Annotated in this window: 22 protein-coding genes; 8 read left to right on the top strand and 14 right to left on the bottom strand. The window is 66.8% G+C overall.

Annotation, left to right across the window (positions count from 1 at the left end; translation table 11 throughout):
• Positions 1–10 precede the first annotated feature (10 nt).
• From P1U75_RS14620 to P1U75_RS14605, 4 genes are all read right to left on the bottom strand, one after another.
• Positions 11–832 (bottom strand): arginyltransferase, encoded by an 822-nt coding sequence (locus P1U75_RS14620; RefSeq protein ID WP_300244737.1) that lies wholly within the window; start codon positions 830–832, stop codon positions 11–13.
• 94 nt (positions 833–926) lie between these two features.
• Positions 927–1,364 (bottom strand): RDD family protein, encoded by a 438-nt coding sequence (locus P1U75_RS14615; protein WP_300244736.1) that lies wholly within the window; start codon positions 1,362–1,364, stop codon positions 927–929.
• 68 nt (positions 1,365–1,432) lie between these two features.
• Entirely contained in the window at positions 1,433–1,900 is a 468-nt protein-coding gene (locus P1U75_RS14610; RefSeq protein ID WP_300244734.1) for a DUF2852 domain-containing protein, read from the bottom strand.
• 112 nt (positions 1,901–2,012) lie between these two features.
• Positions 2,013–2,480, bottom strand: coding sequence for a YbaK/EbsC family protein (locus P1U75_RS14605; RefSeq protein ID WP_300244733.1), 468 nt, complete (start codon positions 2,478–2,480; stop codon positions 2,013–2,015).
• Between the two features lie 84 nt (positions 2,481–2,564).
• Here P1U75_RS14605 and P1U75_RS14600 point away from each other — a divergent pair, with 84 nt between their 5' ends.
• The 5 genes from P1U75_RS14600 (at position 2,565) to P1U75_RS14580 (ending at position 8,440) form a co-directional block, all read left to right on the top strand.
• Complete coding sequence (locus tag P1U75_RS14600) at positions 2,565–5,360, top strand: glutamine-synthetase adenylyltransferase (RefSeq protein ID WP_300244731.1); 2,796 nt, start codon at positions 2,565–2,567, stop codon at positions 5,358–5,360.
• A complete protein-coding gene (locus P1U75_RS14595) occupies positions 5,344–5,616 on the top strand; it encodes a hypothetical protein (RefSeq protein ID WP_300244730.1) in 273 nt (90 codons plus the stop codon). The genes P1U75_RS14600 and P1U75_RS14595 overlap by 17 nt, the downstream gene beginning before the upstream one ends.
• A 75-nt stretch (positions 5,617–5,691) precedes the next feature.
• Positions 5,692–6,903 (top strand): RSP_2647 family RNA methyltransferase, encoded by a 1,212-nt coding sequence (locus P1U75_RS14590; protein WP_300244728.1) that lies wholly within the window; start codon positions 5,692–5,694, stop codon positions 6,901–6,903.
• Positions 6,900–7,442 carry an RSP_2648 family PIN domain-containing protein gene (locus tag P1U75_RS14585; RefSeq protein ID WP_300244726.1) on the top strand — a complete coding sequence of 181 codons (543 nt, stop codon included), beginning with the start codon at positions 6,900–6,902 and terminating at the stop codon, positions 7,440–7,442. The genes P1U75_RS14590 and P1U75_RS14585 overlap by 4 nt, the downstream gene beginning before the upstream one ends.
• 140 nt (positions 7,443–7,582) lie before the next feature.
• The gene (locus P1U75_RS14580) at positions 7,583–8,440 is read left to right on the top strand and encodes a sterol desaturase family protein (RefSeq protein ID WP_300244724.1); all 858 of its coding nucleotides are present in this window, start codon (positions 7,583–7,585) and stop codon (positions 8,438–8,440) included.
• A gap of 69 nt (positions 8,441–8,509) precedes the next feature.
• Here the strand turns inward: P1U75_RS14580 and P1U75_RS14575 are convergent, their stop codons facing one another.
• Together P1U75_RS14575 and P1U75_RS14570 are read right to left on the bottom strand one after the other, a co-directional pair.
• A complete protein-coding gene (locus P1U75_RS14575; protein WP_300244723.1) occupies positions 8,510–9,505 on the bottom strand; it encodes an LLM class flavin-dependent oxidoreductase in 996 nt (331 codons plus the stop codon).
• Positions 9,506–9,535: 30 nt separating this feature from the next.
• A complete protein-coding gene (locus tag P1U75_RS14570) occupies positions 9,536–10,225 on the bottom strand; it encodes a M48 family metallopeptidase (RefSeq protein ID WP_300244721.1) in 690 nt (229 codons plus the stop codon).
• 113 nt (positions 10,226–10,338) lie between these two features.
• Here P1U75_RS14570 and P1U75_RS14565 point away from each other — a divergent pair, with 113 nt between their 5' ends.
• Entirely contained in the window at positions 10,339–11,508 is a 1,170-nt protein-coding gene (locus P1U75_RS14565) for a sialidase family protein (RefSeq protein ID WP_300244720.1), read from the top strand.
• Here the strand turns inward: P1U75_RS14565 and P1U75_RS14560 are convergent.
• From P1U75_RS14560 to P1U75_RS14545, 4 genes are all read right to left on the bottom strand, one after another.
• On the bottom strand, positions 11,505–12,689 hold the full coding sequence (locus tag P1U75_RS14560) for a VWA domain-containing protein (RefSeq protein ID WP_300244719.1): 1,185 nt from the start codon (positions 12,687–12,689) through the stop codon (positions 11,505–11,507). The two genes, P1U75_RS14565 and P1U75_RS14560, sit on opposite strands and share 4 nt — an antisense overlap.
• A gap of 10 nt (positions 12,690–12,699) precedes the next feature.
• A complete protein-coding gene (locus tag P1U75_RS14555) occupies positions 12,700–12,867 on the bottom strand; it encodes an apolipoprotein acyltransferase (protein ID WP_300244718.1) in 168 nt (55 codons plus the stop codon).
• A 7-nt stretch (positions 12,868–12,874) separates the two neighbouring features.
• Positions 12,875–14,245, bottom strand: coding sequence for a DUF2927 domain-containing protein (locus P1U75_RS14550; RefSeq protein ID WP_300244717.1), 1,371 nt, complete (start codon positions 14,243–14,245; stop codon positions 12,875–12,877).
• A gap of 258 nt (positions 14,246–14,503) precedes the next feature.
• On the bottom strand, positions 14,504–15,343 hold the full coding sequence (locus P1U75_RS14545; protein WP_300244716.1) for a MoxR family ATPase: 840 nt from the start codon (positions 15,341–15,343) through the stop codon (positions 14,504–14,506).
• Positions 15,344–15,527: 184 nt separating this feature from the next.
• Between P1U75_RS14545 and dksA the strand changes: the two genes are divergently transcribed.
• On the top strand, positions 15,528–15,950 hold the full coding sequence (gene dksA / locus P1U75_RS14540) for an RNA polymerase-binding protein DksA (RefSeq protein ID WP_300244714.1): 423 nt from the start codon (positions 15,528–15,530) through the stop codon (positions 15,948–15,950).
• A gap of 110 nt (positions 15,951–16,060) precedes the next feature.
• Positions 16,061–17,239: an FAD-dependent monooxygenase gene (locus P1U75_RS14535; protein ID WP_300244712.1), complete on the top strand. Its 1,179-nt coding sequence runs from the start codon at positions 16,061–16,063 to the stop codon at positions 17,237–17,239.
• 9 nt (positions 17,240–17,248) lie between these two features.
• Here the strand turns inward: P1U75_RS14535 and trpE are convergent, their stop codons facing one another.
• The 4 genes from trpE to fabI all read right to left on the bottom strand — a co-directional run bounded on the left by trpE (position 17,249) and on the right by fabI (position 22,076).
• Positions 17,249–18,760 (bottom strand): anthranilate synthase component I, encoded by a 1,512-nt coding sequence (trpE, locus tag P1U75_RS14530; protein ID WP_300244710.1) that lies wholly within the window; start codon positions 18,758–18,760, stop codon positions 17,249–17,251.
• A gap of 10 nt (positions 18,761–18,770) precedes the next feature.
• Complete coding sequence (locus P1U75_RS14525; RefSeq protein ID WP_300244709.1) at positions 18,771–20,615, bottom strand: peptidyl-prolyl cis-trans isomerase; 1,845 nt, start codon at positions 20,613–20,615, stop codon at positions 18,771–18,773.
• Positions 20,616–20,726: 111 nt separating this feature from the next.
• Complete coding sequence (gene gpt / locus P1U75_RS14520; RefSeq protein ID WP_300244708.1) at positions 20,727–21,230, bottom strand: xanthine phosphoribosyltransferase; 504 nt, start codon at positions 21,228–21,230, stop codon at positions 20,727–20,729.
• A gap of 39 nt (positions 21,231–21,269) precedes the next feature.
• Positions 21,270–22,076, bottom strand: coding sequence for an enoyl-ACP reductase FabI (gene fabI / locus P1U75_RS14515; RefSeq protein ID WP_300244707.1), 807 nt, complete (start codon positions 22,074–22,076; stop codon positions 21,270–21,272).
• Between the last annotated feature and the right edge of the window lie 128 nt (positions 22,077–22,204).

The raw sequence follows: 22,204 nt of genomic DNA, 5'->3' as shown, positions 1-22,204 counted from the left end.
ACGAGGCGCGTCAGGCGCGCGTCGGGCGCCGGTCGGGAAGCGAGATATTGGCGACCTGCTCGGCAATCGGCTCGGTGCCCAGCGGGTGCAGGGTGGCGGAAAAGCCGGCCGGGTCGGTCACGCATTGCCAGTGCCCGCCGGAGAACACCTCCAGCCCCGAGAAGTTGGCCTTGTACCCCATCTTCGGACTGCCGGGCACCCAGTAGCCGAGATAGACGTAAGGCAGCCCGTTCTCGCGCGCGATCCTGATATGATCCATGATCATCCATGTCCCCAGCGAGGCCTGCGGCAGGTCCGGCGTGTAGAAGGAATAGACCATGCTCACCCCGTCCTCGAGCACGTCGGTCAGGCTGACTGCGATCAGCTCCTGCGCCTCTTGGTCGGTGTATTCCACCACCCGGCTGCGCACCGGTGTCTCCTCGATCATCGCGGCAAACTCGAACATGTCCATGTCGGCCATGCCGCCATCGGCGTGGCGAGCATCAAGATAGCGGCGGAACAGGGCGTATTGCTCTTCGGTGGCCCAGGGCGAACTGGCCCGGCGCGCCAGATGCGCATTGCGCCGCTCTGCACGCTTCTGGCTCTTGGTCGGGCGAAAGGCCGCCACGTCGATCCGCGCCGAAAGACAGGCCGCGCAATCGGCGCAGGAGGGCCGGTAGAGCACGTTCTGCGATCGGCGAAACCCCTGCTGCGACAGCGAATTGTTCAGCCGCTCCGCCCCGTCCCCCTGCAGGGCGGTGAACAGCTTTCGCTCCATCCGCCCCTCGAGATAGGGGCAGGGTTGTGGGGCCGTCACATAAAATTGCGGCGCGATGGGCAGGGTGTGGCGCATGTCTCTCCCGCAGGGTTTCCGGCGGATGATAACAACGCATTCCCGGCCCGCCAAGTCAGGATTGACAGACCGGGTTTTGCCCGTCTTTGCGGCCTCAGAACAGCGCGCGGCGGTTCAGCGCGACGGTTCCCAGAACAGTGTCGGTCAGCCCCTGACCGCGCGCGCCGGTCAGCATCATCACCACCGAGATCACCTGAATGATCGGGACGGCGAAACTGATCGTGTAGCCGGCGGTATGGGCCACCGCCTGCCCGAGGTCGAGCCGCGCGCCGCTTTCGTCGCGCAGCTCGATCCCGGCAAAGCGCATGCCCCAGGTGGCCGATCCGCCAGCGATGGTCACCACCCGATAGGCAAAGCCCAGCACCAGGAACAGGATCGGCCAGATGAACAGCCCGACAAAGGCCGTGGCCAGCACAGCGCCGAGGCAGAGCACGAAGGTGACCACGCTGTCGATCACCCAGGCGATCAGCCGTTTGGCGGCAACGGAGTCGTAGAAATGTGGCTGACTTTCGGGATCGGGCAGGGCGTGCATCGGCGGGTATCCTTGTCACGGGAAAGCGCCCCGGAGCGGGCTCCGGGGCGGGATGTCGTCAGTCAGGCTCAGACGTCGGCGCCTTTCGGGGCGTCCGGCTCCTCGTCGTCGCGGGTCTCTTCGGCGGCGCGTTTGGCACGATCCTGCATGAACTGGTCGAATTCGGCCTTGTCCTTGGCCTCGCGCAGCCGTTCGAGGAAGGATTCGAACTCCATCTGTTCGTGCTCAAGGCGGCGCAGGGTTTCGTCCTTGTAGGCGTCAAAGGCGCTGTTGCCCGAGGGCGCCATCGCGCCCATGCCCCGGAACTGGCCGCGATCATGGCGGCGGTGCTGACGGTGGCGGCAGGAATGGCTGAACATGCGTTTGCTCCAGATCATGTAGGCAAGAAGGGCCAGGCCGATCGGCCAGAAGATGATGAACCCAAGAACCATGGCGGCGATCCAGGCGCCTTTGCCCCTGTCGTCAAGCCAGGCTTCGGTCCGGGACAGCCAACTGAGACGGGCAACAGCCGGGGCCGGGTCGGAAAGCGTGGTCATTGTCGGTTTCTCCAGATCAGATGTGATGTGAATGTCTTTCACATTATGAAAGATCGGAGTCCCGCAGTCGCTTTGCAAGAGTGGATGTGAAACTTTTTTACATTACTTTGAATTATGAAATGAAATCAGCAACTTGCGCCTGTGTCAGGCGCAAAAGATCGGCCGGCGCGACGGGAAAAACATGATGCGGCGTCCCAGCGGCGGCCCAGACCACGTCGAACGCCTGCAGCCTCGGGTCCAGAAAGGCACGGATCGGGTTCAGGTGCCCCACCGGGGCCACGCCGCCGATGGCAAAGCCGGTCTGCGCCCGCACCAGCGACGCATCCGCCTTGCCCAAAGGCTCACCCGCCACCCCGGCCGCGCGGGCGGTGTCCACCCGGTTGCCGCCGGCGGTCAGGAACAGGATCGCCGCGCCGCTGGTCTCACCGCGAAAGATGATCGACTTGGCGATCTGGTCCACCGTGCAGCCGATGGCGGTCGCGGCGTCGGCTGCGGTGCGGGCCAGTGCGGTTTCGCGGATCTGCGGATCAAGTCCGGCGGCCTCGAGGGCGGTGCGGACGCGTTTCATGCTCTTGCTCATGGGGCGCAGGATTGCCGCGCGACGGGGGCAAAATCAAGCCTTTGCCGCATTGACGCCGGGGCGCCGCGCACGCAACGTGCCGCCATGAGCAACGCCTTGAAAATCGCGCGGCTGCCGCGCGCCTTCGATCCCGCGCTGGGCCAGGAAGCCCGCGCCGCCCTGCCGCACCTCAGCGGCGAGATGTCCGACCTGATCGCAGGGGCAGGCGGCTCCAGCCCCTATCTCAAGGGGCTGATCGAACGCGAGGCCGATTGGCTGGAGGGCGCGCTGGACGATCCCGACGCTGCCGTGGCGTCGCTGTTCGATGCCTGCCGGGCTCTGCCGCCCGATCAGCTCAAACCCGGGTTGCGCCAGGCCAAGCGGCGCGTCGCGCTTCTTACCGCGCTGGCCGATCTCTCCGGCGCCTGGCCGCTGGAGCGGGTCACCGGCCTGCTGACCGATTTCGCCGGGCTCGCCTGTGATCTGGCGCTGAAATCCGAGATCGCGGCGCTGGTCCGCCGCAACAAGCTGCCGGGCATGACTGGGGATGACGTGGAAACCGCCGCCGGGCTGAGTGTGCTGGCGATGGGCAAGATGGGCGCGCATGAGCTCAACTACAGCTCCGACATCGACCTGATCTGCCTGTTCGACGAAACCCGTTACGACCCGGAGGAGTATCAGGACGCGCGCCACGCGCTGGTGCGCGCGACCCGCAACATGGCCTCGGTGCTGTCGGACAAGACCGGCGACGGCTATGTCTTTCGCACCGATCTGCGGCTGCGCCCCGACCCCTCGGTGACGCCGGTCTGCATCTCGATGGCCGCCGCCGAGAGCTATTACGAAAGCCTCGGCCGGACCTGGGAGCGCGCCGCCTATATCAAGGCGCGCCCCTGTGCCGGGGATCTGGAGGCCGGCGCGCGGTTCCTGCAAACCTTGCGCCCCTTTGTCTGGCGCAAGCACCTGGATTTCGCCGCGATCCAGGACGCCCATGACATGCGCCTGCGCATCCGCGAGACCAAGGGCACCGGCGGGCGCGTCACGGTGCCGGGCCATGACATGAAGCTCGGTCGCGGTGGCATCCGCGAGATCGAATTCTTTACCCAGACGCAGCAGCTGATCGCCGGTGGCCGCGATCCGGAGTTGCGCCTGCGCGGCACCGTCGAGGGGCTGGCGGCGCTGGCGCGCAAGGACTGGATCCCGCAGGACCTGGCCGACACGCTCTCGATCCATTACCGCGCCCATCGCGAGGTCGAGCATCGCATACAGATGGTCCACGACGCCCAGACCCACAAGGTGCCCAACACCGAGGACGGCATCGCGCGCGTCGCCTGCCTGATGGGCATGGACAGCGCCGCGCTCACCGCCGATCTGGCCCGGCGGCTGGCCGAGGTCCACGAGCTGACCGAAGCCTTCTTTGCCCCGGATGCCGTGCCCGATTCCGCCCCGGTCGAGGTTGAGTTCGACGCCTCCGTGCTGGCCCGCTGGCGCGGATACCCGGCGCTGCGCTCGGACCGGGCGCAACACATTTTCGAACGGCTGAAGCCTGAAATCCTGTGCCGCCTGTCGCGCACCGCGAAGCCGGACGAGGCGCTGTTGGCGCTCGACGGGTTCCTGTCGGGCCTGCCGGCGGGGGTGCAGCTCTTTTCGCTGTTCGAGGCCAATCCACAGCTGATCGACCTGCTGGTCGATATCGCCGGCACCTCGCACGCGCTGGCCAGCCACCTGTCGCGTAACGCCGGCGTGTTCGACGCGGTGATCGGCGGCGATTTCTTCGCCGACTGGCCGGGCGAGGACGCGCTGAGCGCGGAACTGGCCGCACGTCTTGCGTCCGAGGCGGATTACGAACGCCAGCTCGACAGCGCCCGGCGCTGGATGAAGGAATGGCATTTTCGCATCGGCGTGCACCTGTTGCGCGGGCTAATCGGCCCCGCGTCCGCCGGGCGCCACTATGCCGAGCTTGCCGGCGCGGTGCTCTTTGCCATATCGCCGGTGGTCACCGCCCAGTTCGCGCGCAAGCACGGGCCGCCGCCGGGGCGCGGCGCGGCGGTGCTGGGCATGGGCTCGCTCGGGGCGGGGCGGCTCAACGCCGGTTCGGATCTCGACGTGATCGTGATCTACGATCCGCAGGAGGCCGAAGGGTCTGACGGGCCGCGCCCGCTGGCGGTGCGCCCCTATTACGCGCGGCTGACCCAGGCGTTGATCACCGCGCTCAGCGCGCCGATGGCCGAGGGGCGGCTTTACGAGGTCGACATGCGCCTGCGCCCCTCCGGCACCCAGGGGCCGGTGGCGACAAGCTGGGCCAGTTTCACCGACTACCAGCGCAGCGCGGCCTGGACGTGGGAGCATCTGGCGCTGACCCGTGCCCGCGTGGTGGCGGGCGATCCCGGCCTTGCCGCGGATATCGAGGCGTTCCGGCAAGAGATCCTGACCCAGCCCCGCGACCGCGCCGCCGTGCTGGCCGAGGTCGCACAGATGTGCGCGCGCATCGCCGCCGCCAAGACACCGGCGGGGGTCTGGGACGCCAAGACCGGGCCGGGGCGGCTGCTGGACATCGAGCTTGTGGCCCAGGCCGGCACCCTGCTGTCGGGCGCGACCGCCCGCGACGTTGCCGGCGGACTGCAGGGCGGGCAGGCCTGCGGATGGCTGACGGCGCAGGAGGTGGAGGCGCTGACCGCGGCCTATGATCTCTTCTGGGCGGTGCAGACGGCGGCGCGGCTGATCTCGGCCGATGGCATCGGCGAAGGCGGTCTGGGCGAGGGCGGCGCTGCCTTTGTCTGCCGCGCGACCGGCCAGCCGGACATAGACAGCTTGCGCGCGGCGCTGGAGGCGCGCTATGCCGAGGCGACGGCGCTGATCGACGCCGCGCTCATCCGGGAGGGGGCCGATGAAAGGGGATCTTGAGATCGACCACAAGGGGCTGATCCGCGAAGCCTATCGCATCGAGGGGATCACCGCCCCGGAATGCCGCAGCATTTTTCTCGACTGGGCACTCAGCCTGCCGGAGGCAGAGGACAATGGCGCGGCGCTGCGTCTGCTGATCGACCGATACGGATCGGCGGCGCCAGACCACCCGATGACGCAGGTTCTGACCGAGGGGCTGGCGCAGGCGGGCCGTCCGCGCCGTCGCGGCGGCTGGCGCGCGCGCCCGCGCGACTGACAGGGACAGGAGCGGGGGGGGGGGGGGGGGCGACCGCCCCTTTCCAAGTCCTCGCGTTGCCCCTAAGAGGACGCCATGACAACGCCCGAACCCAACCCCGATCTGCCCCGCGTCCGCCTGATGCCCAAGGCCAACGCCCGCGCCATCCGCCACGGTTTTCCCTGGGTCTATGCCAACGAACTGGTCACCGACCGGCGCACCAGGGCGCTGGAACCCGGTGCGCTGGCGGTGCTGGAGGACAGCGCCCGCGCGCCGATGGGGGTGGTGGCGGTGAACCCGGCCTCTCGCATCATCTGCCGCATGCTCGACCGCGACCCGGATGTACGCGTCGACCGGGACTGGTTCGCGGCGCGGATTGGCCGGGCACTGTCCCTGCGCGACCGGCTTTACGATGCGCCCTTCTACCGGTTGGTCCATGCTGAGGGCGATGGGCTGCCCGGGCTGGTGATCGACCGGTTTGGCGAGGTGGCAGTGGTCCAGCCCAACGCCGCCTGGGCCGAGGTCCGGCTCGACGATCTGACCGCCGCGCTGGTCGAGGTCACCGGCGTCAGCAGCGTGCTCAAGAACGCCGCCGGCCGAACCCGTGCGCTGGAGGGGCTGGGGGATGAAAACGCCGTGCTGGCGGGCACGGCGCCCACGGCGCCGCTGCCGGTGCCGATGACCGGCGCCACCTACATGGCCGATCTCACCGGCGGCCAGAAGACCGGGCTGTTCTACGACCAGCGCCCGAACCACGCCTTTGCCGCCCGTCTGGCGGGCCCCGGGGTGCGGGTGCTGGACGTGTTTTCCCATGTCGGTGGCTTTGCTCTGGCCATGCTGGCGGGCGGCGCCGAGCATGCGCTGGCCGTCGATGGCTCGGCCCCGGCGCTGGAGCTGGCAGCGCAGGGGGCTGCGGCCTCGAACCTGGCCGAGCGGTTCGAGACCCGGCAGGGCGATGCCTTTGACACGTTGACCGCGCTGGCGGAGGAGGGCGCGCGGTTCGACGTGGTGATTTGCGATCCGCCGGCCTTCGCCCCCAGCAAGCAGGCGCTCGACGCCGGGCTGCGCGCCTATGAACGCATCGCCCGGATGGCGGCGGCGCTGGTGGTGCCGGGGGGATATCTGGGCCTGTGCTCCTGTTCGCACGCCGCCGATCTGGCCAATTTCCGTGGCGCCTGCACCCGCGGCATCGGCAAGGCCGGGCGCGCCGGCCAGCTGATCCATACCGGATTTGCCGGACCGGATCACCCGCAGCTGCCGCAACTGGCCGAGACTGGGTATCTCAAGGCGCTGTTCTACCGGCTGTGAAACTGGTTCTCGACACCTGCGTGCTTTACCCCACGGTGATGCGCGAGATGCTGCTGGGGGCGGCCGGGCTGGGTCATTTCACCCCGCTCTGGTCGTCCCGCATCCTCGAGGAATGGGCGCGGGCGGCGCGCAAGCTGGGGCCGGGGGGCGAGGCGCAGGCGCGGGGCGAGATCGCGCTGCTTCGGGCCAACTGGCCGCAGGGTGAAGTGCCCCCTGCGCCGGGGGTGGAGGCGCGGCTGTGGCTGCCCGATCCGGCCGACCTGCACGTGCTGGCGGTGGCGGTGGCGGGATCGGCCGATGCGATCGTCACGGTGAACCGCAAGGATTTTCCCAACAACATCCTTGCCGAAGAGGGGCTGGAGCGGATCGAGCCGGACCGGCTTTTGTACGATTTGTGGCTCAATGACCCCAAAGGCCTGGCCGATGTGGGCGCGCGGGTGCTGGCGCAGGCCAACGGGATGGAGCGGGGCGGATGGGACATCCGCGCCCTGATGAAAAAGGCGCGCCTGCCGCGATTGGGAAAGGCGCTGGCGGGGTAGGGGCGCCACGTTCTCATCCACCACGGCACGGCCATTGCCGCCATGCCGGTTCGAGACTTGCCCGGGGGCGGCCATGTTGGCGCCCCAATTTCTTGTGATCATTCCGGAAAAATCACCCGGAACCTATGGGGCACGGACCGATGGAGTCACTTTTCCAATTGCTGATCGACAGCGCCATGAACATGTTCGCGGCGTTGCGATTCCTGATCATGCCGGCACTGGCGTTCCTGATCATCCAGATCCTTTTCCGGCGGGAACACTGGCTGTCCGACATGAAACAGGCCAGGCAGGAAACCGAACTGTCGTTGAAAATCGTCCTGTTCAACGCCGCGGTCGCCATGCCGCTGATCTCGATCGTGTTGACGTTTCTGCATGGATGGGTTCACGAACACGGGCTGTACCTGTTCAAATCGGCCCATTGGGAGGCCCTGCCAGCGCCGCTGGTACTGTTCTTCGCGGTCTTTTTCGGTGATTTCGTAGGCTATTGGCGCCACCGTTTTGAGCATACGCCGATCCTGTGGCCCGCCCATGCGGTGCATCACTCGGACACCGAAGTGACATGGCTGACCTCGGCACGCTGGCACCCTTTGAACCTGCTGACCGTCCACGGGATTGCCGGCACGGCGATGCTGGTCATGGGGTTCCCGGTCTGGGCGCTTTTGTTCAACTCGATGGTGCGCGGGTATTACGGGTTTTTCATTCATGCCAACCTGCCCTGGACCTATGGCAAGCTGGGCAGGTTCATCGTGTCCCCCGCCATGCATCGTTGGCACCACTCGGCCGAAGAAAAGGCGTTTGACAAGAATTTCGCCGAGATCTTCTGCCTCTTTGACCGGATGTTCGGCACCTACTACCTGCCGGGCCCCTGCGATGGCCCATTGGGCGTCCACGATGATATGAAACCGACCCTGCGCAGCCAGATCGGGTTTGCCTTTACGCCGAAAGCCTACAGACGCCTCTTTGCGCGCAAACCGGCCACCAAGGAGGCCACGGCCTGAGGTTCAGCCGGTAGAGCGGCCCCTGATTTGCCGCCCAGGCGGTCCCGCGTCGGGCGAAGACCGCGAGGGTCAGGTGTCCGGGACCAGGTCGGCCATCACCTCTGCCGCGATCTCGAACGACCGCAGCCGCGCCGCCGGGTCGTGGATCTGGCCCGAGATGATCACCTCGTCCGGCCGGTAGCGCGCGATCAGCGCCTCGGTCTGGGCCTTGACCATCTCCGCCGTGCCGGTGGCGCTGACCGAAAGCGCATCGTTCACCGCCTCGATCCAGCGCGGATCGGCGACATCCTCGATCCGGTCCACCGGTGCCGGAAGCTTGCCGCGCTGACCTGAACGAAGCCGGATAAACGCCTGCTGCATCGAGGTTTTCAGGCGCACCGCCTCATCCGCATCATCGGCGGCAAAGATGTTCATCGCCATCATGAAATAGGGCTTTTCCAGCGTCTGGGACGGCTGGAACCCGCGCCGGTAGACCTCGGCCGCCTCTTCCAGCGCATCGGGCGCGAAATGCGAGGCAAAGGCATAAGGCAGCCCCAGGTGCGCCGCCAGTTGCGCGCCATAGAGCGACGAGCCGAGGATCCACACCGGCACCTTGGTGCCTTCGCCCGGAATGGCATGCAGCCGCTGGTTCGGCTCCGGGTCACCGAGATAGGCCATCAGTTCCAGCACGTCCTGCGGAAAGCTGTCCTGTGCGGTCATGTTGCGGCGCAGCGCGCGGGCGGTTTCCATATCCGTTCCCGGTGCGCGGCCAAGGCCGAGGTCGATCCGGTCGCCGTGGATGGTGGCCAGCGTGCCGAACTGTTCCGCGATCACCAGCGGGGCATGGTTGGGCAGCATGATGCCCCCCGCGCCGATCCGTATGGTCGTGGTTGCCGCCGCGATATGGCCGATCATCACCGCCGTGGCAGATGAGGCGATGCCGGGCATGTTGTGATGCTCGGCCAGCCAGTAGCGGTGAAATCCGAGCGTCTCGGCGGCGCGCGCCAGCGCGACGGAGTTGCGCACCGCCGTGGCGGCGTCCGATCCCTCGGGGATCGGGGCGAGGTCGAGCAGGGAATATCGCATGTCTGTCCTTTGAATGTTCTGACCGGGGGATCAGCTCTTCACGCCCCAGCGCGCCTCGAGCCGGTCCAGCGCCGCGATGCGTTCGACGGTTTTGGGGTGGCTCATCAGCCAGGCGGGGGAGACCCCGGCGCGCGACTGGGTCAGGTCCTCCAGCTTGGCAAAGAGCGATTTCTGCGGGCCGACGCCGATCCCCGCCTTGGTCAGCAGCGCGGCGGCGTATTCGTCGGCCTCGTATTCATCGGAGCGTGACAACCCGGCGGCCAGCAGCCCGGCCAGCGCGTTGGCGATCCACGGTCCGATCAGCGGGATGTAGCGGCCCAGCACCATGACCAGCGCCGCGCGCAGGGCGTTCTGGCCGGAAAAGTCGATCATGCGGCGCCGCGCGTGGCCCAGCGCCACATGGCCCATCTCATGCGCGATGACGCTTGCCATCTCCTCGCCCGTCACCTCGCCGTTGCGGTACTTGCGGTAGAACCCCCGGGTGATGAAGATGCGCCCGTCCGGGGCGGCCAGCCCGTTCACCGGGTCGATCTCGTAGATATAGACCGGGATGCGGGCGATCCCCAGCGCGGCGGCGAGCCGGTCGGTCAGATGCTTGAGCCGCGCGTCGGCCAGTTCGGTGGATTTCGCGCTCAGCTCGCGCTGGGTGCGCCAGACCGACACGCGGTACATCACCAGCGCGTAAAGAATTGCCAGAAGAATGGGCGTAAATTTCAACATGCACTTGATATGGTCCGGGAACCGGCGCGGGACAAGTGCGCCGTTGCGGCGGTCCCGGATGCTTGCATGGCAAATACATGTTATTCTCGGACGGAAACGGAGGAGGAAAAGGGATGCCCGAGAGGACGTTCACGGTGCTGCTGGGCACCACCAAGGGCGTATTTCTGCTGCGCGGCGACGGGGACCGGGCGAACTGGGCCGTCGCAGGGCCATTCTGCGATGGCTGGCCGGTCAACCACGTGATCGGGGATGCCTCGGGCCTGCTCTGGGCCGGGGGCGGCGGCGACTGGTACGGCGCCGCTGTCTGGCGCTCCGAGGATGGTGGTGAAAGCTGGGAAAAGACCCGGCTGACCCGGGGAACGATCGACGATTGGGCCGAGGACGATCCGGATGTCGCCGAAATGTTCGGTGTCACTGGCGATCCGTTGCCCTTTGCCGATGCGTTCGCCCAAGTCTGGTCGCTGCGGTTCGCCCATGGCGCGCTCTATGCCGGGACCAAGCCGGCGACGCTGTTGGTCAGCCAGGACGGCGGCAGGGCCTGGGAGCGGGTGGACGGGCTGACCGATCACCCGTCGGCGGCAGAGTGGTCCCCCGGCGCGGCGGGGCTGACGCTGCACACCATCCTCACGCATCCCACCGATCCACAGCGGATGTGGGTGGGGATTTCCGCCGCCGGTGTCTTTGCCACCGAGGACGGCGGCCAGAGCTGGGAGCGCCGCAACCGGCTGTCCAATGCCGCCGCCTGTCCGCCGCACGATCACCCGGCGGCGCCGCGCGACGGCGAGACCGGCCATTGCGTGCACAACATGATGCTGGCGCCCGGCGAAGGGGCCACGATTTACCAGCAGAACCACCACGGTGTCTGGCGCTCTCCCGATGGCGGCCGTAGTTGGGAGGATATCAACGAGGGGCTGCCCTCGACCTTTGGCTTTCCGATTCAGGTGCATCCGCGTGACCCGGAGATGATCTGGACGCTGCCGCTGAACGGTGACGACAACGGGCGCTTCCCGCCCGGCGCGGCGGCGGCGGTCTGGCGGTCCCGCGATGGCGGGAAAAGCTGGCAGGATCATCGCGCCGGGCTGCCGCAGAACGGCTGTTTCTTTACCGTGTTGCGTCAGGCGATGGCGGGCGACAGGGCCGATCCCGCCGGGGTCTACTTCGGGACCAACAGCGGATCGGTTTTTGCAAGTTTCGACGAGGGGGAAAACTGGTCCGAGATTGCCCGCCACCTGCCGACGATCCTTTCGGTCGAGGTGGTCGAGGAGGGGGTGAGGCGCGTCTAGCGCGTCAGCTCCTTCATCCCGCGTTCCAGCCCCGAGAGTGTCATCGGCACCATGCGGCTGTCGAAGAGTTCCCGGATCATCTGGATCGAATGGGTATAATCCCAATACTTCTCGGGCACCGGGTTGATCCAGAGGTTGTCTTTCCACTGCTCGCGCGCGCGCTGCAGCCAGGTCTGGCCGGCCTCGGCATTCCAATGCTCATTCGCGCCACCTGGATAGGCGATCTCGTAGGGCGACATGCTGGCATCGCCGACGAAGATGCACTTGTAGTCCGGCCCATAGGTGTTCAGCACCTCCCAGGTCGGGGTCTGCGCATCCCAGCGGCGGCGGTTGTCGCGCCAGACCCCCTCGTAGAGGCAATTGTGGAAATAGTAGTATTCAAGGTGCTTGAACTCGGTCCGGGCGGCGCTGAACAACTCCTCCACCACCTTGATATGCGGGTCCATCGAGCCACCGATATCGAGAAACAGCAACACCTTGACCGCGTTGTGCCGTTCCGGCCGGGTCTTGACGTCTAGATAGCCATGCTCGGCGGTGGCGCGGATGGTGCCGTCGAGGTCAAGCTCCTCATGCGCGCCCTCGCGGGCCCAGCGGCGCAGCCGTTTCAGCGCCACCTTGATGTTGCGGGTGCCCAGTTCCACGGTGTCGTCGAGGTTCTTGAACTCGCGCTTGTCCCAGACCTTGACAGCGCGGCCATGGCGGCCCTCTTTCTGACCGATGCGCACGCCCTCGGGGTTGTAGCCATGGGCGCCGAATGGCGAGGTGCCGGCGGTGCCGATCCACTTGTTGCCGCCCTGGTGACGCCCCTCCTGTTCCTTCAGCCGCTCGCGCAGTGTATCCATCAGCTTCTCGAAGCCGCCAAGCGCCTCGATCTCGGCCTTTTCCTCGTCGCTCAGGTGTTTTTCGGCCATCTTGCGAAGCCAGTCGGCGGGCAGATCGACCGCCTCCAGAACCTGGTCGAGGCTGATCTGCTCCAGCCCCTTGAAGCTGGCGGCAAAGGCGCGGTCGAACTTGTCGAGGTTGCGCTCGTCCTTCACCATCGCGGTGCGGGCGAGGTAATAGAACGCCTCCACGTCATAGGTGGCCAGGCCCGCCTTCATCCCCTCCAGAAAGGTGAGGTATTCGCGGAGCGAGACCGGAATGCCGGACTTGCGAAGGTTCTCGAAGAAGGGCAGGAACATCGGACCTCGCCTAGATTGCCGCGCGGTGGAGCAGGATCGTCGCCAGCAGGCCGGCGATGGCGAAGATGATCGCGTGGACCACCGCGTACTGGGCGATGTCGGCGGGTTTGCCGCCGCGTTTCTGTGCCCTGATCCCGCCGAGAATGGCGCCGAACAGCGCCGCTGCAATTACGATCATCGTTGGTTTATCCGCGCCCTCTGTTCTGGGGGTTCAGCGCCGCGATCTCACGCATCTTGGCCCGCACCGCCCAATCGGTGCCAAACCCGTAACGCGCCCATCCCAGGCTGTCCAGTCTGACGCTGCGGGCCTCGTCGGGGCGGCCCATCTGGTCAAGCGCCTCGGCCTTGAGCAGCATCAGCGTGGACAGCAGCGCCGCGTTCTCGGCGCGCGCCGCCACATCGAGCATCGGGTCGATCTCCCGCACGGCCTGGGCGCCGTTGCCGGTGGCGACGGCATAGGCCGCCGTCTGGGTCACCACATAGGCGGCGTGCAGCCGTGTCGCAGGGGTTTGCGACAGGTAGTGCAGCGCGGCGCGGAAATACTGTTGCGCGGCGTCGGGATCGGTCATCTGGGTGATGCGCCCCAGCATGTAGTCGCTGAATGCGCGGCGGTGATCCTGCCAGCCCAGCGACTGTGCCGTGCGCGCGGCCGCAGTGGCGGCAGCGTATCGCGCGGCGGGGGCGGCGCCGGGGCCAAGCGCGGTCTGCACCGCGTCGATCCAGCTGCGCGGCGTCTCGGCGACCGGGGCGGCGGGATGGCGGTTGCCGGCGGGGTTGAGCCGCGCCAGCAGTGCCGGCAGCAGCGCCGCGACCTGTCCCTCGGTCATGCCGCTGTGCAGCTCCGGCGCATAGGTGGCACGCAGGATCAGCATGTCGAACCCGGTGAGAACCGTGTGCACGTTGTCGTCGTTGAAGACCGAGTCCGGCAGCCGGTAGAGATCGTTGAGCGGGCCGAGCGCCTGCGCCAGTTCCTCGTGCAGGCAATCGCGCAACTCCTGCGGGGTGGTGTCATAGGGAACGAAAATCCCCATCCGGGTGCGCGTGCGCAGTACCGACCAGTTGGTCTTGGGCTTGCGGCGGTCGCGGCGGAATTCGTCAAAGCTGGACACGTTGGGCACCACGAAACAGGCCGCCTGCGGCAGGGCGCGTCGGATCTCGGTGCGGCTGACCGCCTCGATGGTGATATTGGCCGCGCCACTGGTGATCTGGCGGATGTCGAGCCCGGCCTCGCGCCGCAACCGCACCAAAAGGCGGCGCAGATCGGGCTCCAGGCTTGGCGGGGGCGATCCGGTGACGCGCACGGTGATCGGCATCTCGAACCGGGTGAAAACCTCGAGCTTGCGACCGCTTTCCAACTGGAAATGCAGCGAGAGGAAATCAGCGGCGATATTCGCGTTGGACCGCCCCGGCGCGCTGGGCGCCGGGGTGGCGAAAGCCTTCATCGGCGGCAGTGTGCTGTCGGTGATCTTCGCCCGCGTTGGCGTGTCGGCAAGCGGCACTGCGTTGCAGGCCGCCAGCACCAGGCCGAAGCAAAGGAAAAGGGCGGCGCGGATCATGGGCGAGGATGCCACGGACGGGCGGGGTTCAGTGTCAGATCGATCATATCAGACGCGGCATCCATGAAACGTTTGGGGTCGACTTCGAGCATAGGGGCCAAAGCAGACAAAAATGTGGTGACCTCACGATAGGCGCGAACGCCGCGCGTCGCAATGGCGGGGTGCGGCGTTCCCTCCGCACGGCGAAACACGATCGCACAGGCCCGCGTCCCGAAGCCGCGCGCAAGCCGAAGCCCGTCAAGAAAGCCTGAAAAATACCTACCGCTGGCTGCGCGCCATGAAGGCGAGCCGCTCGAACAGGTGCACGTCCTGTTCGTTCTTCAGCAATGCGCCGTGCAGCTTGGGCAGGGCGTTGACGCCGTCGCGTTTGAGGTCCTCGGCGTCCAGATCTTCGGCCAGCAGCAGTTTCAACCAGTCCAGTACCTCCGAGGTCGAGGGTTTCTTCTTCAGCCCCGAGGTGTCGCGCAACTCGTAGAACTGGGTCAGCGCCGTGGTCAGAAGCGATTCCTTGATGCCGGGGTGGTGCACCTCGACGATCTTGCGCATGGTCGTCTCGTCGGGGAAGCGGATGTAGTGAAAGAAACAGCGCCGCAGAAAGGCGTCCGGCAGCTCCTTTTCGTTGTTCGAGGTGATGATGACGACGGGTCTCTGGCGGGCGCGGATCGTCTTGCCGGTCTCGTAGACGAAGAATTCCATCTTATCGAGTTCCTGCAGCAGGTCGTTGGGAAACTCGATATCCGCCTTGTCGATCTCGTCGATCAGCAGCACCACCTTTTCGTCGGCCTCGAAGGCCTGCCAAAGCTTGCCTTTCTTGATGTAGTTACCGACGTCATGCACGCGTTCCTCGCCTAGCTGGCTGTCGCGCAACCGGCTCACGGCATCGTATTCGTACAGGCCCTGCTGGGCGCGGGTGGTGGATTTGACGTTCCATTCGATCATTCCGAGGCCCAGCGCATCGGCGACCTGGCGGGCCAGTTCGGTCTTGCCGGTTCCGGGTTCTCCCTTGACCAGCAATGGACGTTCCAAGGTGACCGCTGCATTCACTGCAATGGTAAGGTCCTCGGTCGCCACATAGTCTTTGGTGCCCTGAAATCTCATGTTTTCCAACCCTTTGCTGTTCGCAGTTGCGCGTTACGGTTTGGCGGCGGTTTTAGCCCAGATGAAATGCTATTGTGTAGTGACAATCTGGAATCTCTCCGATAAACGCTGCGGCAGAAGGGGGAGCCAGATGTCTAAATCAGCGAGTTTGAGGGACGTTGTTGGCCAGACCGAGGGAACCAAGATGAAGCAGGAAAACTTTCTGCCGGAGGACTATCGTCCGGCCGAGGATGAGCCGTTCATGAACGAGCGGCAGCTCGAGTGGTTTCGACGCGAGTTGCTGCGTCAGAAGAACGATCTGATGAACGAAAGCAAATCCACCATCGCCGGACTGCAGGACGGCACGCGCAACATTCCCGACGTGGCCGACCGCGCCAGCGAAGAGACCGACCGCGCGCTGGAATTGCGTATCCGGGATCGTCAGCGCAAACTGGTGTCCAAGATCGATTCCGCGCTGCGCCGCATCGACGAGGGAGAGTTCGGGTATTGCCAGGAAACCGGTGAGCCGATCTCGCTCAAGCGGCTGGTGGCGCGTCCCACCACCACGCTGAGCCTGGAGGCGCAGGAGCGTCACGAGCGGCGCGAGAAGGTGCACCGCGACGACTGAGCGTGGCGACGACGGACGATGAGAGTTTGGGAAACGCCGGGGTCTTGCCACCCTGGCGTTTTTTTTGACGGCGGTCACGGGCCGCGACGGGTACGGGTAGGCAGGTTGGAATGGGGTTGAAGGGCCGGAACATCATCGTCGTGGGTGCCGGAATCGGTGGTCTGGCGGCGGCGCTGGCGCTGCGCGCGCGCGGCGCCGAGGTGACGGTACTGGAACAGGCCGGCGAGATTGCCGAGGTCGGCGCCGGGCTGCAGATCAGCCCCAATGGCGCGGCGGTGCTACGCGCGCTTGGGTTGGAAGAGGCGCTGGCCCGGGTCGCGACGCCGTCGCGCGCGGTGGTGCTGCGCGACTATCGCCGCGCGGGCGAGGTGCTGCGGCTGGACCTGGCACGCCACGCCCCGGACCAGTCGTTCTACCTGGTGCATCGCGCCGATCTGATCGACCTGCTGACGGGCGCGGTGCGCGCGGCCGGCATTCCCCTGCGCCTGTTGCAACGGGTTGATCGGGTGACACCCGGCGAGGTGCCCGAACTGCATCTTGCCAACGAAGCGCAGGCGCGCGCCGATCTGGTGGTCGGCGCCGACGGGCTGCACTCGCGCGCGCGGGTGGCGCTGAACGGGGCGGACGATCCGTTTTTTGCCGGCCAGGTGGCCTGGCGCGCGACGGTGCCAAACCACCTGGACCTGCCACCGGAGGCACAGATCTTCATGGCGCCGGGGCGGCACCTGGTCTGCTACCCGCTGCGCGCGGGGCGGCTGGTCAACATCGTGGCGGTGCAGGAGCGCAGGGCCTGGGCCGACGAGGGTTGGCACCACAAGGACGATCCGGCCAACCTGCGCGCCGCCTTCGCCGATTTTCGCGGGCTGCCGGTCGCGCTTCTTGATGAGGTGCGCGAGGTGCTGCTCTGGGGGCTGTTCCGGCACCCGGTGGCGGAGCGCTGGCAGGGTGCGGGCGTGGCGATCCTGGGCGACGCCGCCCATCCGACGCTGCCATTCCTGGCCCAGGGCGCGAACCTGGCGCTGGAGGATGCCTGGGTTCTGGCCGATTGCCTGGCGGGGCAGGCCGACCAGGTCAGCGCGCTGGGCCGCTATCAGGCGCGTCGGCGTGACCGGGCGGTGCGGGTGATCGCGGCGGCCAATGCAAACGCGTGGAAATACCATTTCCGCCTGTCGCCGCTGCGCGAGCTGGGGCATCTGGCGCTGCGGCTGGGCGGCGCGATGGCCCCCGCGCGCGCGGTGCATCAGTTCGACTGGATCTATGGCCACGACGTAACCGCGCCGGACCGATAGGCGCCGGGCCTAGCGGTTGCCGCCACCGGCAAAGCGCGCCGCATTCGCCGCCGCGCGGCGGATGGCGTTGGATTTATGTACCGTCTCCTGGTACTCGGCCTCCGGGTCGCTGTCATAGACGACGCCGCCGCCGGCCTGGATATAGAGCTTTTGATCCTGCACGATGGCGGTGCGCAGGGCGATGCACATGTCCATGTCGCCGCCGGCGCTGAAATAACCCACGCCGCCGCCATAGAGCCCGCGTTTTTCCGGCTCCAGCTCGTCGATGATCTCCATCGCGCGCACCTTGGGCGCGCCGCTGACCGTCCCGGCAGGCATGCCGGCAAAGAAGGCGTCCAGCGCATCCTTGTCCGCGGCCAGCTCTCCCACCACGTTTGAGACGATATGCATCACGTGGGAGTACCGCTCGATGATGAATTTCTCGGTCGGGCGTACGGTGCCGATCCGCGCCACCCGGCCGACATCGTTGCGACCCAGATCCAGCAGCATCAGGTGTTCGGCGCGTTCCTTCTGATCGGCCAGAAGCTCGGCCTCGAGCGCGCGGTCCTCCTCCGGCGTCGCGCCGCGCGGCCGGGTCCCGGCAATCGGGCGGATGGTGACCTCACTGCCGAACACCCGTACCAGGATCTCCGGGCTGGCGCCGATCACCTGGAAGCCGCCGAAATTGAAATAGAACATGAAGGGCGAGGGGTTGGTGCGCCGCAGCGAGCGATAGAGCGCGAAGGGCGGCAGCGGAAAATCCTGGGTCCAGCGCTGTGCCGGAACCACCTGAAAGATGTCGCCGGCGCGGATGTACTCCCGCGCCTTTTCGACCGCCGCCTTGTAGCCCTCGTGGGTAAAGTTCGACACTGGCGGCGCCACCTCTTCCGCCTCGCCCAGGTCGCGGCTCTCGGCGGGCATCGCGCGCTCCAGGTCGCGGACGGCGTCCATCACCCGTTCGGCGGCCTGGGCATAGGCCGCGCGCGCGCTCTGACCGCCGCTGACCCAGGCAGGAGCCACCACGGTGACCTCGCCCTTGACCCCGTCCAGCACCGCCACCACCGAGGGGCGCAGCATCAGCGCGTCGGGCAGGCCCAGCGGATCGGGGTTCACGTCCGGCAGATGCTCGATCAGCCGCACCATGTCATAGCCGAGATAGCCGAACAGGCCCGCCGCCGATGCCGGCAGATCCTCGGGCAGATCAATCCGGCTTTCGGCGATCAGCGCGCGCAGGCTGGTCAGCGGATCGGCCGCTTCTGGGGTGAACCCCTCGGGGTCGAATCGCGCCTGCCGGTTGAGCGACGCCCTGTCGCCGTCGCAGCGCCAGATCAGATCCGGTTTCAGCCCGATGATGGAATAGCGCCCGCGCACCTCGCCGCCGGTCACCGACTCCAGCATGAAGGCGTCCTTTTGCCCGCCCGCCAGCTTCAGCATCAGCGACACCGGCGTATCGAGATCGGCGGCAAGGCGGGTATAGACGACCTGGTTCTGCCCGGCCTCATATGCCTTGGAAAAACTGTCGAAATCCGGGGTCAGCACCATCGTTCCGCCCCTACTGGAAGCTCGACTGGACCGCGTTCAGCGCGCGCTGGTCCACGGTCGGGCCGGCGCGCAGCTGGGCGTCACGGGCGAAGGCCTCGAACAGGGCCTGGGCCAGCGCCTGGTCCAGCTCCTGGCCAAAGCCGCTGCGCAGCCGCGCCAGGTCGGCGGTTTCCTCGGGCGGCAGCGCCGCGTCGAGCCGCAGCACATGCACCCGGTCGCCGCCGGCAATGACCCGGTAGGCGCCCGGCTCCATCTCGAACACCTTGGCCATGAAATCGGGCGGGGTGCCGTCCAGGTAGGCGCCGCGGGTCATCCCGGCCTCGACCTTGACGTCAAGCCCGGTGGCGGTGAAATCGCCGGTTTTCTTCAGCTCTTTCACCAGCGCCTCGGCCTGCGCGGTCAGCGCCGCCTCGGTCTGTTCCAGGGTCAAGCCCTCGATCACCCGGTCGCGGGCTGCGTCAAAGGGTTCGGGGCGCGGCGGCAGGGTATCGTCAAGCCGCAGAGCAAAGACGCCGCCATCCTCGAGAAAGGCGACCTCGGGGAAATCCTCGATGCTGACCGACCGCGCGGCAGCGCGGAAGGCGTCATAGGCCGCCGCGCCCTCGAAACTGTCGGCGGTCCAGTCGATCTGGCCCAGCTCCATGTCGGTCTCCTCGGCCAGTTCCTCCAGCGTGGCGCCGCCGGCCAGCAGGTCGTCGATGGCCTCGGCGCGGGTCTCGATCAGCCGGCGGGCGCGTTCGGCGGCCAGTTCCTCGCGCAGCTCGCCGCGGGCCTCTTCGAACGGGGTTTCGCGCGCCTCGAGCCGGCCGTTGACGCGGTAGAGCGCCGGGCCGAGATCCGAGGGCAGGGGGCCGACCACATCGCCGACCTCTGCGGCGAACACCGCCGCGGCGGCCTCGCCCAGATTGCCTGCGGTCATGTCGCCCATGTCCACGTCCGACAGGCTCAGCCCGCGGCCCTCGACCAGCGCCTCGAAGGTGCTGCCGCCGACCTCGATCTGCGCCATCGCGCCCGAGGCGGCCGCCTCATCTGCGAACACGAGGCGTTCGATCAGGCGGCGTTCGGGCACGCTGAACTCTTCCGCACGTTCCCGGTAGAGCGCGCGCAGCGCGTCCTCGTCGATCTCGACCTGATCGAGGATCATCTCCGGGGTCAGCGTCACATAGGTGATCTTCTTGGTCTCGGGCAGGGTGAACCGGTCGGGGTGCGCGTCGTAATGGGCGCGGAGTGCGGCGTCGTCGGGATCGGGCAGGGGGGCGGCCAGATCTGCCTCGGTCAGCGTCGCCATCGTGAAGCTTCGCCGTGCCGCGACAAAATCGGTCAGCGTGTTGACCAGCGTGTCGGGCATTTCGACGCCGCCGATCACCGCGCTTTGCACCAGAGTGCGGGCGGCCTCGGCGCGCAGGTCGGCCTCGAAGGCGGCCTCGTCGATGCCGGCCTGCTCCAGCGCGAAGCGATAGGTTTCGCGGTCGAATTTCCCGTCGATGCCCTGGAACGCGGGAATCGCCAGGATTTCCTGCTGCAGCTTCTCGTCGCCCACCGACAGACCCAGTTCCGAGACCTCGTTGTCGATCGAGGCCAGCGCGACCAGCCGGGACAGGACCTGCCGGTCCAGCCCCATCGCGGCGGCATCGCTCATTTGCAACGACCGGCCGGTCTGCGCCTCGACGGCGCGAATCTCGCGCTGCAATTCCCTGGCGTAGTCATCGACGCTGACTGTCTCGCTGCCCACCTTCGCCACGGTGCGCACGGTTCCGGAAAGGTTGGTGGCGCCGAACCCGGCCAGGCCGGCGATCAGCAGGCCGAGCAGGATCCAGACAAAGGTTGACGACAGCTTTTTGATCCGCGCGGCCATGATGCCCCTCTCGTGACGGTGCCCTGTTGTTCGGCGCCCTGCATACGATGCGCGCAAAGGGGGGGCAAGGTCAGATGGACAGGGCGGCGATGGTCCGGACGGTGGCCTTGATCAATCGCTGCCGCGATAGGGCTCGACGTATTGCAGCGCCATGTCCCAGGGGAAGAAGATCCAGGTATCCTGGCTGACCTCGGTGATGAAGGTATCGACCATCGGCCGCCCCTTGGGCTTGGCATAGACGGTGGCGACATGCGCCTTTGGCATGTGCCTGCGCACCACCTCCAGCGTGCGGCCGGTATCGACCAGGTCATCGACGATCAGCACCCCGGAGCCATCTCCCACCAGGTCCATGTCGGGCGATTTGATCACCACCGGCTCGCTCTGGCTTTGATGGTTGTAGGATTTCACGCTGATGGTATCGACGGTGCGGATGTCCAACTCGCGCGCGACGATCATCGCCGGGGCCATGCCGCCGCGGGTGATCGCCACCACAGCGCGCCAGCCGCCCTGTTCGGGGGCGTCGCCCTGCAGCCGCCAGGCCAGGGCGCGGGCGTCGCGGTGCAACTGGTCCCAGCTGACGTGGAAGCCTTTTTCGTGTGGCAGGCGGTCGGTCATGGCGCGGGTCCTTTTCTTGATCCTCGGGGCGATGGGCGGTCAGCCCTTGGCGATATCGGGGGCGTCCACCGCCTTCATGCCGATGGCGTGATAGCCCGCGTCCACGTGCAGCACCTCTCCGGTGACGCCGGCGCCAAGCTCGGACAGCAGGTAGAGCGCCGAGCCGCCGACATCGTCGATGGTCACGTTGCGCCGCATCGGCGAGTTGTATTCGTTCCACTTCATGATGTAGCGGAAATCGCCTATGCCCGAGGCCGCCAGCGTCTTGATCGGGCCGGCGCTGATGGCGTTGACGCGGATGCCGTCCTTGCCCAGATCCTCGGCGAGATAGCGCACAGAGGCCTCCAGCGCCGCCTTGGCCACGCCCATCACGTTATAGTGCGGCATCACCTTTTCGGCGCCGTAATAGGTGAGGGTGAGGCAACTACCGCCGTCCTTCATCAACTTTTCGGCGCGTTTGACCACGGCGGTGAAGGAATAGACCGAGATATCCATGCTGAGCTGGAAGTTGGCGCGGCTGGTGTCGACATAGCGCCCGCGCAGCTCGTTCTTGTCGGAAAAGCCGATGGCGTGGACCAGGAAATCCAGCTGACCCCAGCGCTCCTTGAGATTGTCAAACAGCGCGTCGATCGAGGCCTCGTCGCCAACGTCGCAGGGTAGCACGATGTCGCTTCCCAATTGCCCGGCCAGCGGATCGACCCGTTTCTTCAACGCGTCCCCCTGGTAGGAAAAGGCGAGCTCTGCCCCCGCGCCTGCCAGGGCCTTTGCGATCCCCCAGGCAATGGACTTGTCATTGGCCAGGCCCATGATCAGGCCGCGCTTGCCGGCCAACAACTGATTTGACATGAAGGTTCTCCGCCTCTCCTAACGGTGTGAGAGTGACGTTTAGGCGATTGGTCGTGGCGCATCAAGAGTATCGGGGTTGCCGCCGGTCGGAGCGCGCCCTAGTGTTCAAATCACTGTTCATGATGGGG

The organism is Antarcticimicrobium sp. (assembly GCF_029212575.1).
Taxonomy (GTDB): Bacteria; Pseudomonadota; Alphaproteobacteria; order Rhodobacterales; family Rhodobacteraceae; genus Antarcticimicrobium.
The sequence above is the reverse complement of the archived record's forward strand: the minus strand, read 5'-3'. Positions and strand labels throughout refer to the sequence as shown.

Excerpts from the sequence above, each read along its gene's own strand:
- P1U75_RS14620 (WP_300244737.1), bottom strand. The coding sequence starts at position 832 with ATGCGCCACACCCTGCCCATCGCGCCGCAATTTTATGTGACGGCCCCA.
- P1U75_RS14615 (WP_300244736.1), bottom strand. The coding sequence starts at position 1,364 with ATGCACGCCCTGCCCGATCCCGAAAGTCAGCCACATTTCTACGACTCC.
- P1U75_RS14610 (WP_300244734.1), bottom strand. The coding sequence starts at position 1,900 with ATGACCACGCTTTCCGACCCGGCCCCGGCTGTTGCCCGTCTCAGTTGG.
- P1U75_RS14605 (WP_300244733.1), bottom strand. The coding sequence starts at position 2,480 with ATGAGCAAGAGCATGAAACGCGTCCGCACCGCCCTCGAGGCCGCCGGA.
- P1U75_RS14600 (WP_300244731.1), top strand. The coding sequence starts at position 2,565 with ATGAGCAACGCCTTGAAAATCGCGCGGCTGCCGCGCGCCTTCGATCCC.
- P1U75_RS14595 (WP_300244730.1), top strand. The coding sequence starts at position 5,344 with ATGAAAGGGGATCTTGAGATCGACCACAAGGGGCTGATCCGCGAAGCC.
- P1U75_RS14590 (WP_300244728.1), top strand. The coding sequence starts at position 5,692 with ATGACAACGCCCGAACCCAACCCCGATCTGCCCCGCGTCCGCCTGATG.
- P1U75_RS14580 (WP_300244724.1), top strand. The coding sequence starts at position 7,583 with ATGGAGTCACTTTTCCAATTGCTGATCGACAGCGCCATGAACATGTTC.
- P1U75_RS14575 (WP_300244723.1), bottom strand. The coding sequence starts at position 9,505 with ATGCGATATTCCCTGCTCGACCTCGCCCCGATCCCCGAGGGATCGGAC.
- P1U75_RS14570 (WP_300244721.1), bottom strand. The coding sequence starts at position 10,225 with ATGTTGAAATTTACGCCCATTCTTCTGGCAATTCTTTACGCGCTGGTG.
- P1U75_RS14565 (WP_300244720.1), top strand. The coding sequence starts at position 10,339 with ATGCCCGAGAGGACGTTCACGGTGCTGCTGGGCACCACCAAGGGCGTA.
- P1U75_RS14560 (WP_300244719.1), bottom strand. The coding sequence starts at position 12,689 with ATGTTCCTGCCCTTCTTCGAGAACCTTCGCAAGTCCGGCATTCCGGTC.
- P1U75_RS14555 (WP_300244718.1), bottom strand. The coding sequence starts at position 12,867 with ATGATCGTAATTGCAGCGGCGCTGTTCGGCGCCATTCTCGGCGGGATC.
- P1U75_RS14550 (WP_300244717.1), bottom strand. The coding sequence starts at position 14,245 with ATGATCCGCGCCGCCCTTTTCCTTTGCTTCGGCCTGGTGCTGGCGGCC.
- P1U75_RS14545 (WP_300244716.1), bottom strand. The coding sequence starts at position 15,343 with ATGAGATTTCAGGGCACCAAAGACTATGTGGCGACCGAGGACCTTACC.
- dksA (WP_300244714.1), top strand. The coding sequence starts at position 15,528 with ATGAAGCAGGAAAACTTTCTGCCGGAGGACTATCGTCCGGCCGAGGAT.
- P1U75_RS14535 (WP_300244712.1), top strand. The coding sequence starts at position 16,061 with ATGGGGTTGAAGGGCCGGAACATCATCGTCGTGGGTGCCGGAATCGGT.
- trpE (WP_300244710.1), bottom strand. The coding sequence starts at position 18,760 with ATGGTGCTGACCCCGGATTTCGACAGTTTTTCCAAGGCATATGAGGCC.
- P1U75_RS14525 (WP_300244709.1), bottom strand. The coding sequence starts at position 20,615 with ATGGCCGCGCGGATCAAAAAGCTGTCGTCAACCTTTGTCTGGATCCTG.
- gpt (WP_300244708.1), bottom strand. The coding sequence starts at position 21,230 with ATGACCGACCGCCTGCCACACGAAAAAGGCTTCCACGTCAGCTGGGAC.
- fabI (WP_300244707.1), bottom strand. The coding sequence starts at position 22,076 with ATGTCAAATCAGTTGTTGGCCGGCAAGCGCGGCCTGATCATGGGCCTG.